The 16,608-nt window shown below is 54.0% G+C and carries 12 protein-coding genes; 7 read left to right on the top strand and 5 right to left on the bottom strand.

What is annotated here, in order from left to right:
- Positions 1-4: 4 nt before the first annotated feature.
- The 4 genes from DS878_RS04505 to DS878_RS04520 all read right to left on the bottom strand — a co-directional run bounded on the left by DS878_RS04505 (position 5) and on the right by DS878_RS04520 (position 5,656).
- Complete coding sequence (locus DS878_RS04505) at positions 5-1,420, bottom strand: extracellular solute-binding protein (RefSeq protein WP_113814788.1); 1,416 nt, start codon at positions 1,418-1,420, stop codon at positions 5-7.
- Positions 1,420-2,628, bottom strand: coding sequence for an ABC transporter ATP-binding protein (locus DS878_RS04510; protein ID WP_113814789.1), 1,209 nt, complete (start codon positions 2,626-2,628; stop codon positions 1,420-1,422). The genes DS878_RS04505 and DS878_RS04510 overlap by 1 nt, the downstream gene beginning before the upstream one ends.
- Positions 2,625-3,818 carry an ABC transporter ATP-binding protein gene (locus DS878_RS04515; protein ID WP_113814790.1) on the bottom strand — a complete coding sequence of 398 codons (1,194 nt, stop codon included), beginning with the start codon at positions 3,816-3,818 and terminating at the stop codon, positions 2,625-2,627. The genes DS878_RS04510 and DS878_RS04515 overlap by 4 nt, the downstream gene beginning before the upstream one ends.
- Positions 3,819-4,084: 266 nt before the next feature.
- Positions 4,085-5,656 (bottom strand): GMC family oxidoreductase, encoded by a 1,572-nt coding sequence (locus tag DS878_RS04520; RefSeq protein ID WP_113814791.1) that lies wholly within the window; start codon positions 5,654-5,656, stop codon positions 4,085-4,087.
- 323 nt (positions 5,657-5,979) lie between these two features.
- Here DS878_RS04520 and DS878_RS04525 point away from each other — a divergent pair, with 323 nt between their 5' ends.
- The 6 genes from DS878_RS04525 to DS878_RS04550 all read left to right on the top strand — a co-directional run bounded on the left by DS878_RS04525 (position 5,980) and on the right by DS878_RS04550 (position 13,563).
- Positions 5,980-7,455, top strand: coding sequence for an aldehyde dehydrogenase family protein (locus DS878_RS04525; RefSeq protein ID WP_187298736.1), 1,476 nt, complete (start codon positions 5,980-5,982; stop codon positions 7,453-7,455).
- Positions 7,456-7,668: 213 nt separating this feature from the next.
- Positions 7,669-8,562, top strand: a complete 894-nt coding sequence (gene cysM, locus DS878_RS04530; RefSeq protein WP_113814792.1) for a cysteine synthase CysM — start codon at positions 7,669-7,671, stop codon at positions 8,560-8,562.
- Positions 8,563-8,588: 26 nt separating this feature from the next.
- Positions 8,589-9,938, top strand: a complete 1,350-nt coding sequence (rlmD, locus tag DS878_RS04535; RefSeq protein ID WP_113814793.1) for a 23S rRNA (uracil(1939)-C(5))-methyltransferase RlmD — start codon at positions 8,589-8,591, stop codon at positions 9,936-9,938.
- Positions 9,939-9,996: 58 nt separating this feature from the next.
- Positions 9,997-12,237 (top strand): GTP diphosphokinase, encoded by a 2,241-nt coding sequence (gene relA / locus DS878_RS04540; protein ID WP_113814794.1) that lies wholly within the window; start codon positions 9,997-9,999, stop codon positions 12,235-12,237.
- Entirely contained in the window at positions 12,234-13,100 is an 867-nt protein-coding gene (gene mazG / locus DS878_RS04545) for a nucleoside triphosphate pyrophosphohydrolase (protein WP_113814795.1), read from the top strand. Before relA ends, mazG begins: the two co-directional genes overlap by 4 nt.
- 118 nt (positions 13,101-13,218) lie before the next feature.
- The gene (locus DS878_RS04550) at positions 13,219-13,563 is read left to right on the top strand and encodes a pilin assembly protein (RefSeq protein ID WP_113814796.1); all 345 of its coding nucleotides are present in this window, start codon (positions 13,219-13,221) and stop codon (positions 13,561-13,563) included.
- Between the two features lie 30 nt (positions 13,564-13,593).
- On the opposite strand, the gene DS878_RS04555 is transcribed toward DS878_RS04550, so the two are convergent.
- Positions 13,594-13,827, bottom strand: coding sequence for a hypothetical protein (locus tag DS878_RS04555; RefSeq protein WP_113814797.1), 234 nt, complete (start codon positions 13,825-13,827; stop codon positions 13,594-13,596).
- 103 nt (positions 13,828-13,930) lie between these two features.
- On the opposite strand from DS878_RS04555, the gene ppc reads away from it, so the two are divergent.
- Positions 13,931-16,576 (top strand): phosphoenolpyruvate carboxylase, encoded by a 2,646-nt coding sequence (ppc, locus tag DS878_RS04560; RefSeq protein WP_113814798.1) that lies wholly within the window; start codon positions 13,931-13,933, stop codon positions 16,574-16,576.
- The last annotated feature ends 32 nt before the right edge of the window (positions 16,577-16,608 follow it).

Below are 16,608 nucleotides of genomic sequence, written 5' to 3' on the forward strand. Positions count from 1 at the left end.
CTCGTTAGTCGGTCAGTAGACAGTCGTTGCAGATGGACAAGACTTTGCGCTGTCCTTCCTTGAGTGCCTCTTCGGCCGTCATGCTGCCAATACCGACCTGCTGGACCAGTGGTGACATGGCGTTATCGATTTCGTAAAACCCGGGAGTCTTGGGTTTGGCCTGTACATACTTCAATGATTGGATCATTGCCTTGTATAGTGATTGCCGCCCGGCTTCCTGCATCGCCTCCAGGTCAAATGATGAGCGACGAATTGGCACACCACCACCTCCCATCTCCATTAACTTGGCCTGCGTATCCTTATCGACCATCCACTGCATGAATAGATATGTGGCTTCCTGATTCTTGCTGTGTTTGCTGAGTGCCATTAACGATGGTTCGCCGCCTGCGCTGCGAGACTCTGGTGAGTTGGAATTGACGGGGATGCCGCGATAAACAAACTTGCCGGCGTAGCTGCCGCCACCGGGACGGTCCACACCCAATACAAAATCGCTGAAAGCAATGGACTGAGCTGCGATACCGTTACCCATTACCGTTGGCACATCGATCAGAGAGTATTCCGCTTGGCCTGGGGGCGCAAACTTCCAAAGATCAGCCCAGAACTGCAGAGCTGCAATGTTTTCAGGGGAGTCGAGATTCGGCTTGCCTGCGGCATCAAATACACCACCACCCCAGTTGTTCATGAACACTTCCCACACGGTTGTGAAAGTCGTGCCACCTGGAATGCCTTCAAGTACGATACCGTAGAAGTCGTTCTCCAGCGTTTCTCCTGCCAAAGTTTCACCTGATTTACGAGTAAAGAACTCTGCAATGTCGCGCATCTGCTGCATGGTTTCGGCAGGTGCCAGGGGGTAGCCGTAGCGGGCTTCGAAGGCGGCCTGCTCATCGGCATTGTTGATTAGGTCTGCGCGAGCCCAATAAATCTGGTTATAGTTCCAAGTCAGAAAGCCATACTGCGAACCCGCGTAATTGACGAGCGAATCGTTGGCCGGTTCAATTAGATCGTCCAGGCCCAGGTTCGGGTTGCTAAGCGCGGTGTTGTGGAGCATATCGTCAATTGGTTGCAGTACCTCCGCGGACAACAGGGGGCCCATCTGGAGACCATGCAGCATAACTGCGTCGTAGTAACCGCGACCGGAGAACAGGTCTGCCTGACCACGGTTGATAACGTCGCCGTGGCTGAGCAGTTCATACTCAACCTCGATGCCGGTCATTTCCGTGAATTCCGGTACCAGCTTGCGCATCGTTTCCTGTAGAGGCGTGATCTCATCAAGCACTCGGATAGTAGTGCCCACGTATGGCTTTGCGGCCTCTGTATAGGTCCACTCCTGTGCTTGAAGGGGGGTGCCATAGCAAAGGGCAGCCGCGGTTGCGACCAGCCCTGCCAACGTCGATTTACTTCTGGTTTTGTGTGTAGTCATTACATTGATGCCTCACTATGAATGGTATTGGGCTCGAATACTTCGTTGTTATGCGATTGTGGGAATGTGCCATTCAACAGCTCACCGCTCTTTTGGTCGAATAGCAGCACATGGTCGACCGGTATCCCAATCTGCACATGACTGCCCACGCTGCTTTGAAATCCGGATGGCATCTTGGCCTTCACATACACGCCGTTGACTTCAGCCGTCACCAAGGTGTACTTGCCAAAGGGCTCAATGGTGTAAATTTCTCCGCGTAGTTTGGCTGCTGCAGAGGTTTCATTCAGACCGGTATGTAAAGGTGGAAACCCAAGCGTAACGTGCAGTTGGCCTGTAGCTTTGAGTCGCGACAGGAAAGGTTCGCTGACCTGCATTCGCTCTCCGTTGCATAGCACTTTCAGGCCATCACTTTCTTTTTTGAGCCAGACGTCAATCAGATTCATTGCCGGATCGCCAAGCAGGCGTGCAATAGTTGTATTGGCTGGGGCGGCATACACTTCGCGCGAGGTGCCTACCTGTTGAATTTTACCGTCGATCAACATGATCACGCGGTCCGCAACTGCCATGCCTTCCAGCGTGTCTGGAGTTAACCACAAAGTGACCTGGTTCAGCCTACGCTGCCTGCGGCTGATTTCACCTCGTAGCCGGTGACGCAACTTGGCGTCCAAGTGCCCTATAGGCTCATCGAGAATGAACAGGGTGGGGCTCTGTACCAGCGTCCGGCATAGTGCGACGCGCTGTTTCTGACCACCAGATAACTCCGAAGGACGACGTTTGGACAGGTGGGCGATATCCATCATGTGCAAAATGGATTCAACCTGGTCCGAGATCTGCGCACGATTGAACATCCCGCGATGAGACGGTGCGCGTAGCGGTGATGCCACATTGCTGAATACATCCAGTGTCGGATATAAAGCTAACGACTCGAACATGTGCGCAACCCGCCGCTGTTGCGGAGGCAGTTCCGAAAGTAGGGCTCCGCCCAACTGAACACTGCCGCTATCCGGTATGTCCAGACCACTGATCAGTCGCCCCAGTGTCGACTTTCCTGCGCCGGAAGGTCCACATATCGCGATGATCTCACCCGGTTCGGCACTAAATGACACATCTGACAGGGCCTGAACTTCGTCAAAACACTTGCTTACACCTTCCAGTCGGAGCCCTTTACCTGGTTGAACCGATGTCTTTTGGACGCTGCTTGCTTTCATAATGTCTCCAGCAGCAGATTGCCGCCCGTTTCTTTGCAAAAATAATGAAAATACTCGGGCTCCAGGCCCAGTTGCACCGTATCCCCTTCGACTAGCAAAATCGGTGCAGGCGCCTCTACGACGATGCGACCAATAGGTGTGTCGACGGTTAGCACATCAGAGTCTCCGCCAGGCTCGTGAGCATGTACCTGGCCGGACAGCACCAGTGTCGCCTGTAGAGGATTGACCGTTACGTGTTCGGGACGAATACCCACAACAATCGCAGCGCCTTCTGCACGCCGGGCCAGTTGCGGCCATACCTGCTCGCCTGTTGCAACATCACAATGGGTACCGAAATGAGTCCGTGGCTCAGCACTTACATTGCTGCAGAACGCATCAAGCAGATTCATCGGCGGTTCGCCGATGAAGCTGGCAACAAAGATATTCGCTGGGCAGTTGTAGATGGCGCTGGGTGTGTCGACCTGTTGTAGTACGCCCTTGTCCATTACCGCGATTCGGTCGGCCATGGAAATCGCTTCGTTCTGGTCATGGGTGACTAATACTGAAGTTAGCTTGGAGGTCTGCTGCAGGCGTTTGATTTCGGTGCGCAGTTGCACCTTCTGGTCGCTGTCGAGATGACTCAATGGCTCATCGAACATGATCAGGTCTGGTTCGCGCACCAGGGCTCGGCCAATAGATACTCGCTGCTGCGCACCACCACTGAGTTGCTGAACCTTTTCACTGCTAATGTCACGCAGGCCCAGCAGTTTCAGTACCCGTTCGACACGTTCGCCGATATCAGTTCTGGGCATGCCGCGAACGGACAGCGGGAAAGCAATATTGTCGAACACGGAGAGATGTGGATATAGCGCATAGTCTTCGAACACCATGGCTACATTCCGGCTCGCGGTATCCATGTCGGATACATCCATGTCATCAAAAAAGATGGCTCCATCGCTGATAGCTTCGATACCAGCGATCATCTTCAGCGTAGTGGATTTGCCGCACCCGGATGGGCCTAGTAACGCCAGCATCTCCCCGCGAGGACACACCAGGCTGATACCTGGAATTGCTAAATTTATTCCATCATAGGACTTGGTTACATTCTCTAGCCTGACTTCTTTCATTGACCGGCCTCTAGAGCTATCACGGGAAAGGAATGCCTCGAAAAGATTTGCGGGTGTTACAGCAAGAATGCTGCCATTTTTCATTTATTTATATTTTTCAAAAAGATAGTGGTGGATTCCCTCTGATGCTCTGGCGGAAATAGTCAGTACACTGTCTATATTTGTGCCAAATGAATGCAGATGTATCTCGGGGCGCACCGAAGAGGGGCTGTTAAGCTCTGAACAAAGTTGATGAGGGGTGGACAGTAAATATCCTGGTTGCGGGCAAACGCATTGAGTGGGTAAGACAGAGAGTCAGAGAAAAAAGGGGGAGCCCGACCTGCGGTCGCCGATCGGGCAAGGTGGTAAGGTCAGTTGAGGCCGTTGTCGCGCTTGAGTATGTCTGCTGCTCGCTGGCCGATCATGACGCAGGGGGCCATGGTGTTACCGGTGGTGATTTCAGGCATGATGGAGCCATCGGCAATCCGCAGGCCTTCTATTCCGTAAACACGTAAACGGCCGTCGACCACAGATAGCTTATCTGTGCCCATCTTTGCCGTACAAGTTTGATGGAAGTAGGTGCCCGCTGAATTGCGCAGGAAGTTGAGCATGTCGGCATCCGTTAGCTGTCCAGGCATTAGTTCACGTTTTACGAAGGGGCGTAATGGTGCCGAGTTGCCAATCTCTCGACACAATGCAATGCCTTTGAGTAGTGCTTTTACATCGCGCTCGTCACTAAGGAAATTGGCCTCTACCCTGACAGGGTCCTTGAACCGGTTGCCGGTCAAAAACACTTGGCCGCGGCTATGCGGGCGCACCAGTCCTGGCGCCAGCGTCCAGGCGAGGCTGGGGTCAACTGGCAACTGGAATTGTGGTCTGGTGATTTCGCTACCGAAAGCGCACTCTTCTAAAACCGGCTGCAGATCCGGGGTCAGCAGCGTCGGATCACTTTTGGCGAAGAAGGTGAACTCCGCAGAATTGTTACGTGGCGCCTGAGGTTTAGGGTACTCCCAGCAGCACCCGGCAACCAGAATATGGTCCTGAAAATTGCGCCCGACACCAGGTAGATGCTGCACTAGGTCAATGTTCAGGGTTGAGAGAAGTTCGGCATCACCAATGCCTGATAGCATCAAGACTTTAGGTGTATTGATGGCCCCCAGTGATAAAATGATTTCATGCCGGGCGGTAACCTCTGTCGCCTGTCCATTTTGGCGTATGCGGACCCCCGTTGCTTTGTTCCCTTGCAGGATAACCTGCTCGACGCAAGTATTGAGTATCACGGTCAGGTTTGGCTGTGCCATCCTCGGTCGAATGTAGGCGGTGGCCACGGATACCCGTTCGCTATCACCCTTAACTGGTACATTCGGAATCCCACAGGCTCCTGATCCTTCCATGGCTTCGCCGTTTAGATCCTCCGCTGCGCTGATGCCCAGCTCGGCGGCAGCATCACGTAATGCCAGCGCCACTGGATTGGGATTTTTCGGATGCGTCAGGTAGAAAGGTCCATCAATACCACGCCTGGCATGGTCGCTTGGGCCGTCCCAGTTTTCGATGCGCTTATAAACATTCAGAACCGACTCATAGCTCCAGTCCGGATCATCTGCGGCTTTGGCCCAGCTCTCAAAATCATTGCGGTGCCCGCGCGCCCAGATCAAGCCATTTACGCTGCTACCACCACCCAGAACTTTGCCCATCGGCAAGGGCGGCGTGCGACCATTCAGGGCCGCGCAAGGTTCGGAACTAAACTGCCAGTCACGTTCGCTACCGATGTTCTGCATCCAGACTCGGGAATCGTTGACTTGGGTTACGCGTTCGTCGCCGCCCGCTTCAATTAGCAGCACCTGAACATCCGGGTTCTCTGCTAGTTGGCTGGCCACAACGCCGCCAGATGCTCCGCTTCCACAGACTATAAAGTCATACACGGGTCCACTCTGCATCGTCATGATCTCTCCTGCTTGCGAAAACTGGTTGGCACGCCAAGGCGCATGCCGGATCGGGGGTCTCGACAAGCAAAGTACATGCCAGAAGTTTGGCTGTGCGCCAGGGTCGAGCGCTCTTAAGGGTTGGCAAATAGGATCTTGTGTGAAGCTAGCGGGCTCCTGAGTGCTCCCTGCGCCCAGTTACTGCGCATAAAATGGGGGTTATGCTTCACATATGGGCAATAAGTGGCCGGGTTGTTGAAAAAGCGAGTCACATATTGCTGGCACGTTTCGTGCTTGCGATCGGCAGGTGAATGTCAGTCCACTGAATTAGGAGAAATACCGCTATGCCCAATGTCGCAGCCGTTCCTCGAGCCCACGCTGCCATCCGCCCGTTCTATATCAATGGTGAATGGCGTGAAGGTAGTGAGGGTGAAGTCGACAATAACTTCAACCCAGCGACAGGTGAAGTCTGTGCTGTTGTCGCTCAAGCCAGTGCGCAGGATGTGGATGAGGCTATCGCCGCTGCTCATTCAGCACGCCTGGCTTGGCGTAAAGTGCTGGTCGGCGAGCGTGAAGCGATACTACTCAAAGCTGCGGATATCATTGCTGAACGTGCAGATGAAATCCGCGATATTATCATTGAAGAAACTGGTTCAACCTTGCTCAAGGCCCCTTGGGAGGTCGGTTATGCGGTTGACTGCTTGCGCTCGGCCGCGGCCTGGACACGTCAAGCTCAGGGAGAAACTTTCCCTGCCTGCGCTCCGGGCCAGATGGGTATGACCGTGCGTCAGCCGTTGGGAGTCATCGCGGGCATTGCGCCCTTCAATTCGCCGTTGTTGTTGTCTATGAAGAAGGTTGCTTTTGCGTTGGCTTCGGGCAACACCTTTATTCTCAAGCCCTCTGAGTACGCACCTCTGACCGGTTTGATACTGGCTGAGATATTTGAAGCAGCCGGACTGCCCAAGGGCGTGTTCAATGTTGTTCCCGGTTCGGCTGACAACGTAGGCAAGCGGCTGGTTGCGGATCCGAGGGTACGCATGATTACATTTACAGGTTCCGAACGAGTCGGTAAGCTTTTGGCCGCCGAGTGCGGCAAGTACATGAAGAAAGTTACCCTCGAGTTGGGTGGTAAGAGCCCGCTAGTGGTGCTGGACGATGCTGACCTTGCATACGCAGTCGATGCAGCTGCCTTCGGTATCTTCTACCACCAAGGCCAGGTATGCATGTCTAATTCGAGGATTATCGTCGAAGAGGGTATGTATGAGAGTTTTTGTGAGGCCTTCGTAGAAAAGGCCAAGGCAGTCTTGGTCGGTGATCCGCGCAATGCTGATACCGTGGTTGGCCCGTTGATTCGGCCGGAACAATGCGCTTTTATTGCGGGGCAGATCAGTGAAGCGGTCGACATGGGAGCCAAGCTATTATGCGGCGGGACATATGAAGGTAGCTACTTCCAGCCTACAGTACTGACTGATGTAACACCGCAGATGCGTATCTACGGCGAGGAGTCATTTGGCCCAGTGACGTCGATATACTGCGCCCGCGATTTCGACCATGCTGTGGAACTCGCCAACGATACCCATTATGGCCTGTCCTCTGCCATTGTCACCAATGATTTGCAGAAAGCTATGATGTTCTCTGAGCTATCGGATGCGGGTATGATTCACATCAACGATACGACGATCTCCGACGAGCCGCACATTACCTTTGGTGGGACCGGAGACAGTGGTTTTGGGCGTGAAGGCGGGCGTGCTTCAATGGAGGAAATGACGGAAGTAAAATGGGTGACGATTCAAACCGGTAAGCGTGAATTCCCGTTTTGACCTGTTATGGGCGTCGTGCATAGGCCGGCGCCCCACTTTCTTTCCTTTAGTATCTCCCCGTTAGCCACAAATACTCTGAACATTTTGCCGTTGAAGCATATTCTTACGCCATTTATATAGCCTTCAGTCATGGATATAGCCGCAAGCCGTATTGGGCGATTGGCGTCATAACGCGTATCATGCCAACCCAAAAGTGTATCACAGGGTTTTCATATGCATTTTCCCACGATTGAAGATTATGTAGGGCATACGCCTCTGGTTCGATTGCAACGTCTTCCGGGCGATACCAGCAACGTAATTATGGCAAAGCTTGAGGGTAATAATCCCGCAGGTTCGGTAAAAGATCGTCCTGCTATGGGGATGATTCAGGAAGCCGAGCGCCGTGGTGATATTCAGCCAGGCGATACTCTGATAGAGGCAACCAGTGGCAATACAGGTATTGCTCTGGCGATGGCTGCAGCGATCAAGGGTTACCGCATGGTACTTATCATGCCTGCTAACATGAGCGAGGAGCGCCGGGCATCCATGAGGGCCTATGGTGCCGAAATCATTACGGTCAGTAGCGAAGAAGGCATGGAGGTGGCGCGGGATATGGCGCTGAAGATGCAGGCTGAAGGCAAGGGCAAGGTGCTTGATCAGTTCAGCAACCAGGATAATCCTCTGTCCCACTACAGAACTACCGGGCCTGAAATCTGGGAGCAGACTGAAGGCCGGGTAACCCATTTTGTCAGTTCCATGGGTACCACGGGCACCATTATGGGGGTTTCCAGGTATCTCAAGGAGCGTAACCCCGATATCCAGATTATAGGTCTGCAGCCCAAAGAAGGTGCATCGATACCTGGTATCCGTCGCTGGCCTGAAGAGTATCTGCCCAGCATCTTCGATGCGACCCGGGTGGATCAGGTGCTTGATATCGGCCAGCAGGAAGCTGAGGACACCATGCGCGCGCTGGCAGAACAGGAAGGCATCTTTTGTGGCGTCTCATCCGGTGGAGCCATTGCCGCGGCGCTTCAACTGTCAAAACAGGTTGAAAACGCGATTATCGTGGCCATTATTTGCGACCGGGGCGACCGTTATTTATCGACCGGCGTATTCCCCAGCGCCTGAACCTGACGATACCAAGAGAACAGACTATGAGCAGACGACGCAGGAAGGTGCTTCCTACGGAACCCGTGCGCTGTGAAGTGGAAAAACTTAGCCATGATGGCCGCGGTATCGCCCGCCAGGATGGCAAAATTCTGTTTGTGGATGGCGCTTTGCCGGGCGAAACGGTGATGGCCAAAGTCGTATCTACCCGCAGCAAATTTGATGAACTGCGGACACTTGAGGTGCTTGTTGCTGCACCTGACCGGCAGACACCACCTTGCGAGTTTGCAGACTTGTGCGGTGGTTGCAGCCTTCAGCACATGAGTAGCGATGCACAGATCGGGTTCAAGGAAGACACACTGCGTGAGCAGTTTGCCCACTTTGGTGGCATAGAGCCCGAAGAGTGGATTGAACCTATGCGGCCGGAAAGTACGCTTGGCTACCGCAGAAAAGCCCGTATGGGCGTCCGCTACGTGAAGGCACGGGAGTCTGTGTTGGTAGGTTTTCGTGAAAAGCGTAACAGTTTTCTCACCGATATCGACCGCTGTGTTGTGCTGGATCCACGTATTGGCGAGCGTATACGCCCGCTGCGTACCCTGCTGCACAGCATGGATGCCTATGCCCGGATTCCCCAGGTTGAAGTCGCCTGTGGAGATGATGCAGCAGCGATGGTTTTTCGCAATATGGACGAACTGAGCAGTAGCGACCGGGACAAACTGGTCGAATTTGGTCAGGCTCAGGATTTGCATATCTATCTGCAGCCGAAAGGGCCGGATACTGTTCATCGGATCTGGCCTGAGTCAGCGGGCAGGGGGGAAGAACGTCTTGATTACAGGCTGGATGCTTTCGATCTGACCATGAAGTTCCACCCCATGGACTTTACCCAGGTCAATGCGGGCATCAACAAAACCATGGTGAGCCGGGCGGTTGAATGGCTTGATGTGCAGCCGGGCGAGCGAGTCCTGGATCTGTTCTGCGGGCTGGGTAACTTTACCCTGCCTCTGGCGCGCAGGGGCGCTCAGGTTGTTGGTGTGGAAGGCGATGATGCCATGGTAGCCCGGGGGCGGGAAAATGCAGAGCTGAACGGGCTCACTAATGTGTCCTTTCATGGCGCAGACCTGCATGGTGATTTTACCGGCCAGAGCTGGGCAAAAGAGGGTTTTGATAAAATCCTTATTGATCCCCCTCGCTCGGGTGCGGAGGAAATCTGCAAATATCTGACCGCATTCAATGCGAAACGTATTGTGTATGTGTCCTGTAATCCTGCCACTCTGGCCAGGGATGCGGGGGTTATGGCACAAAACGGGTACCGCCTTGTGCGTGCAGGGGTGATGGATATGTTCCCTCATACGACCCACGTTGAGTCTATTGCACTGTTTGAGCGAGGCTCACACTGAAAGTCGTTGGGCGCAGCAGGGAATGGTTGTGTGAACCACCAGGAATAACAAAACAGATATGGTAAAAGTTCGCGAAGACTATGCAATGACTGGCGATGGCCAGATCGATATCGAGGGCTGGGTTCAGCAGATTGCCTCGCAGACACACCTGGACAATCTTGATGAGTTTCGCAGGGCCTGTGCAAAAGCCGCTGAAATCGATTTGCAGGCTTTCCGGGAAGACCGCTTGTGGGCCTCCGGTTCCAGTAGCTTTCGTACTGGCATTGAAATGGCTCAGGTACTTGCGGAGCTGCGCCTGGACCAGGCCAGCCTCGTTGCGGCCATCCTTTACCGGCCGGTGCGGGAGGAGCGGGTTACCCTTGAGGTTATCCGTAAGGAATTTGGCGAGGAGATTGCAGGCCTGATTAATGGCGTGCAGCAGATGGCGGCCATTTCAGCCATACACCACCCGCTTAAAGGGAATGTGCTCGGGCAGAGCGAGGGCCAGCTGGATAATGTCCGCAAAATGCTGGTCACCATGATTGATGATGTCCGGGTTGCACTGATCAAGCTCGCGGAGCGCACTTGTGCCATTCGTGGCGTAAAGAATGCGCCGGAAGAAAAGCGCATGAGGGTGGCCCGGGAAGTTTTCGATATATACGCGCCTCTGGCCCACCGTCTGGGTATTGGACATGTAAAGTGGGAACTGGAGGACCTCTCATTTCGTTATCTGCATGAGACGGCCTACAAAAAAATCGCCAAGCTCCTGGATGAGAAACGTCTTGACCGGGACGGATACATCCGCCGTGTCATTGATACGTTGCAGGCAGAGCTGAAGGCTTCGGGTATCGATGCCTCTCTTTCAGGTCGTGCCAAGCATATTTACAGCATCTGGAGAAAAATGCGCATAAAGGGCATTGATTTCTCCCAGGTGTACGACATAAGGGCAGTTCGGATTCTTGTCCCCGAAGTGCGTGATTGTTACGCCGCACTCGGGATTGTGCACACGCTCTGGCGTCACATACCTAATGAATTTGATGATTACGTTGCAAGCCCCAAGGAAAATGGCTATCAGTCTCTGCATACAGCAGTGATCGGGCCGGATGGCAAGGTGCTGGAAGTTCAGATTCGCACCCATGCAATGCATGAGGATGCTGAACTGGGCGTTTGCGCGCACTGGTTATATAAGGGGACTGATAAGGGAAATAAATCCGCGGGTTATGATGCCAAGATCAACTGGCTCCGGCAGGTGCTGGAATGGCAGGAGGAGCTTGGAGACCTGTCTGACCTGTCGGATCACCTGAAGTCTGATGTGGTCTCGGACCGGATATACGTTTTCACGCCTGAAGGCCATGTTGTTGATCTTCCTCAGGGCGCCACACCGGTTGATTTTGCGTACCGTGTTCACACCGAGATTGGCCATGCCTGCCGTGGTGCCAGAGTGAACGGCCGGATTGTGCCTCTTACATATCCCCTGAAAACAGGTGAGCAGGTATTCGTTCTTACCTCAAAGAACAATGCCGCGCCAAGCCGGGACTGGCTGAACCCGAGCCTTGGCTATATTCAGACTTCACGCGCGCGGGCGAAGGTAACTCACTGGTTCAAAGAGCAGAATCGCGAGCGCAACATAACAGATGGCCGCGCTATTATTGAAGATGAATTCAGACGTCTCTCGTTGCACGACGTGGATCTGGGCGAACTGGCTGAAAAAGTGAATTATCACAGTGCTGAAGATATGTTTGCGGCTGTAGGAGCCGGTGATCTTCGCCCAACGCACGTTGCCAATGTCGCCCAGCAAATGCTGGAACCAAAATCCGAACAGCTTGATCTAAAGCTGAGTTCTCAGCGGCGCAAACCCTACGACACCGAGTCAGATATTCATATTCTGGGTGTGGGTAAACTGAAGACTCAGGTAGCCAAGTGCTGCAAGCCGCTGCCAGGGGATGCTATCGGCGGTTACATTACAGTCGGGCGGGGTGTGACTGTGCACCGTCAGGATTGCCTTACCTTTCTGAACCTGCAGGAATTTGAGCCTAACCGGATTATTGAAGTGAGCTGGGGTGGCCAGCAGGCATCAGTCTATCCAGTGGATATCGAGATTGAGGCATATGACAGATCCGGCCTGCTGAGGGACATTACCCAGGTTTTATCGTCCTCAAAGAGCGATGTTGTCGCCCTTCATACTGTCACGAACCGCGATGACAATACCGCTACCATGGTGGTGACAGTGGAAATCCATAGTCTGGAACAGTTGGCTCGGTTGCTGGCCCAGATTCGTAACCTGTCAAATGTGATCGACGTCAGGCGCAAGCGCTCATGAGGTACTCCATTGATGACCTGAAAGTTCTGATGGCCCGGTTGAGAGATCCGGAGACCGGTTGTCCCTGGGATGCGCAGCAGACATTCAAAAGTATTGTGCCCCATACTCTGGAAGAAGCCCACGAAGTGGCAGACGCCATTGAGCGGGAGGATTATGTCAATCTGGAAGATGAGTTAGGAGATCTTCTGTTTCAGGTGATTTTTTACTCACAGATAGGCGCTGAAGAAGGCCGTTTCAGCTTTGATGCGGTTGTCGATAATCTGGTACGCAAGCTCGTGCGTCGTCATCCTCATGTGTTCCCGGATGGCACACTGGAAAGCCGGATTGACCCGGATAGCCGGCCAACCGAAGCCTGGATAAAAGAGAGCTGGGAGCGAATTAAAGCGGAAGAACGGGCTCAGAAACAGGCTGAGGATACCCAGCTGCCGACATCGCCAAGCCGGCTTGACGGGATTGCCCGGGCCCTCCCCGCGATGGTACGTGCTGAGAAGTTACAGAAGCGGGCGGCGCGCCATGGGTTTGACTGGCCAGACGTCGGCCAGGTGTTCGATAAACTCCATGAAGAGATCGATGAGTTAAAGGAAGCCTGGCAAGCCGCCGAAACCGGGCAGGGTGATCAGGACGCCGTTGAGGATGAACTGGGTGACTTGCTGTTTGTGTGCGTGAACCTGGCCCGTTTCATGAAGGTCAATCCGGAGCAGGCGATTCGGAGAACCAACCACAAGTTTGAAGCCCGCTTTCGCGCCATTGAAGAAGTTCTGGAACGTGAAGGGCGGTCGTTCGATGCAGAAACTCTCGAGGCGCTCGACAAAATCTGGCAGTCCGTTAAGGGTGTTGAGAAGAACAGCAGGCAGCAGAAATAGGTACAATTCGTTACCAATTTCATTGGTTAGCAGTCCTGACCTTCGTCTAAACTTTGATGACAGGGAGCACTTTAGTTGTGCGTTGTGGGTAGTCAACAGAATGCGGGAGTCAGGCTCGATGAAAATTAAAGATCTGGTCAATTACTGGGACAAGCATGCAAGAGGCAGGTTGACCCGTGATGCCACATTTGTGGCCTTGTCCGACCAGCATCACCGGCAGCTTGAAAAACTGGCGGCGTTGTATCCCCTCAAGTCTCCGCAAGATCTGATGCGCGATCTGATTTCAGCCGCTCTGGATGAAATAGAAACCAACTTCCCCTATGTTGAAGGTACCGAAGTCGTGGCTCACGATGAGGACGGCTTTGAAATATACGAAGATAAGGGGCTGACGCCGGAGTTTGTGCGTCTGAGCCAGAAGCACATCAAACGCCTGAAGGCTCGCCAGCTTGAATCTGTTGCGTGACCTGGACGGCCCCTTACGGGGCCAGCTGACTTAATTTTTTTTGTTGCTCAACCGTTCTTTTAGCGGACTCTGGTTTGCAAGATCATCCAGAGCTGCTCCAATCACATCATTGAGAATGTCACTTTCGCTTCTGTCAGGATAAAGCTCCGCCAGTGCAGAAATCCTTGCGGCGTCCTCCAGAGGAAGCCTGAGGTTGTAGTCGTGAGTTCGCTCTGCTGGCTTTTTCTTTTGTTCCCATTGTTTAGGCAGGTCCGATACTTTCATGAGCTCTCCTCATAGATATGGCATCAATGGCCAATAGACTTTTCCGGCAATTCCTTAGTATCGTTAGTTTACTTTGTCTCCGTCAATTCAAAAGGAAGCCAATGTGACTGAACTGCACCCTGATCTCCGTGAAAACGTACGTATGCTGGGCGAACTTTTGGGGCAGAGTATCCAGCGCCAGCCTGGGCGGGAATGCTATGAACTTATTGAGGAAATCCGGGCAGCTGCAAAGTCTGATCGGCGGCAGGAGAGCGGGTCAGGCCAGCGTCTGGTAAACCTTCTTGGCAAACTGCGTGATGACGAGTTGCTGCCGGTTACCAGGGCGTTTAACCAGTTTCTTAATCTTGCCAACCTGGCTGAGCAATATCATGGTATTCGCCGTAAGCGCGATCACGAGTCTGATCTTATGGTTGAGCCGCTGGCAGGGGTATTCGATCGCCTGAAAAACAGCGGGGTCAGTGCCGAAATACTGCATAAGTGTGTGACGGACCTGCGCGTAGAGTTCGTGCTGACTGCACATCCTACTGAAGTTGCGCGACGCACATTGATCATGAAATACGACGAAATGTCAGAGTGTCTGGCCAGCCTGGATCACGATGACCTTTTGCCGGCGGAGCGGGAAGCGATTACGGAGCGTTTGTCGCGCCTTGTGGCAGAAGCCTGGCATACGGATGAAATCCGTCATGAGCGCCCGACGGCGGTTGATGAAGCCAAATGGGGTTTTGCCGTGATAGAAAACAGTCTATGGCAGGCTCTTCCGCGTTTTCTGGGTAACCTCGATAAATCGCTTCAGGAAGCGACGGGAAAGGGGTTGCCATTACAGGCGGTGCCAGTCCGCATTGCTTCCTGGATGGGTGGCGACCGTGACGGTAACCCGAATGTTACCCATGAGGTCACCCGCAAAGTGTTCCTGCTTGGGCGCTGGATGGCGGCGGATCTGTTTCTGCGGGATATCCAGTCGCTTCGGGCGGAACTCTCCATGTGGCAGGCGGGCGATGAGCTTCGCGCCGTTGCTGGTGACTCCCGGGAGCCATACCGGCATGTACTGGCGGAACTCCGGGATCGGCTTATCAAGACGCGGGACTGGGCGGAAGCCAGTATCAATGGTGAGCCCGCCGACACGGCCGGCATACTGTTTGAGAATGACGACCTGACGGCGCCGCTTGAGCTTTGCTACCGCTCTCTGGTTGAATGCGGGCTTGAATATATTGCAAAAGGCGCCTTACTGGACACTATTCGCCGCGCTCATACCTTCGGACTGCCCCTGATCCGGCTGGATATTCGACAAGAGGCCACCCGCCACGCCGAGGCTGTGGCTGAAATGGTGGATTACCTCGGTCTGGGTGACTATCTGTCCTGGCCGGAAGCTGAGCGCCAGGCATTTCTGGTGCGCGAACTCCAGGGGCGGCGGCCACTCGTTCCCCGCAACTGGGAGCCTTCTGCCCAGGTACGCGAGGTGCTGGATACCTGTGAAGTGGTTGCGCAGCAAACGCCCGAAGCACTGGGTTCCTATGTTATTTCCATGGCCAGTAAACCTTCCGATGTGCTTAGCGTTATCCTGTTGCTCCGTGAGTCAGGCATGAAATTCCCCATGCGAGTGGTTCCTCTTTTTGAAACCCTTGATGATCTGCGTGGTGCACCCGAGAGCATGGCTGCATTGTACCAGGTGGATTGGTACCGGGATTATTGCAAGGGGCAGCAGGAAGTCATGATTGGCTACTCTGACTCCTCCAAGGATGCCGGCCAGCTCATGGCCGCCTGGGCTCAGTATCAGGCACAGGAAAGGCTTACTCAGGTCGCCGGTGAGTACGGTGTCCACCTGACGCTGTTTCACGGTCGTGGCGGAACTGTGGGCCGTGGAGGCGGTCCGGCAAACCGTGCAATTCTGTCGCAGCCTCCCGGATCGGTTAACGGCAGTTTCCGTATTACCGAGCAAGGCGAAATGATTCGCTTCAAGTTTGGTTTGCCTCAGTTGGCGGTGCAAAGTCTGACGCTTTACACCTCAGCGGTGATTGAAGCAACTCTGGCGCCACCCCCCGAGCCTGAAGATAACTGGCGTGAAACCATGGACTGGCTGACCAGTCGGTCGCTTAAGGCATACCGGGAAGTTGTTCGGGATAACCCGGATTTTGTGCCCTATTTCCGCCAGGTAACCCCTGAGCAGGCACTGGGTAAGCTGGCCCTGGGTAGCCGGCCTGCGCGCCGCAAGGCTTCCGGTGGCGTTGAGAGCCTGCGGGCAATTCCCTGGATTTTTGCCTGGACTCAGATGCGGCTGATGCTGCCGAGCTGGCTGGGTAGTGATGTAGCGCTTGAAGATGCGGCCAACGAAGGACGCTTGCCCGTATTGCGTGAGATGATGCAGGGCTGGCCATTTTTCCGCACCTACGTCGATATGCTCGAAATGGTGCTGGCCAAAGCTGATCTGCGTATTGCCGGTTATTATGAAAAAACCCTGCTGGATGACGACAGGTTAAGAGAACTGGGCATCAGTCTTGGTAAACGGCTTGAGGGCTGCGTCCAGCGCCTTCTGGAGCTGAAGGAACAAAGTGAATTACTGGAAGGCGAGCCGGTGTTCGCGCACTCCATGCGGGTACGGAATCCCTATACTGACCCCTTGCATTATCTTCAGGCGGAACTGCTGAAGCGTGACCGTGAGAGCGAAGGCAAGGGCGAGGTGCCAGAGCTGGTAGAACGTGCGCTTAAGGTTACAATGGCAGGAATTTCCGCCGGTATGCGTAATACCGGTTAATGCAATCGGGAACGGATAGGGGGCGCGGCCCC

This window comes from Marinobacter sp. F3R11 (assembly GCF_003318275.1).
Lineage (GTDB): Bacteria > Pseudomonadota > Gammaproteobacteria > Pseudomonadales > Oleiphilaceae > Marinobacter.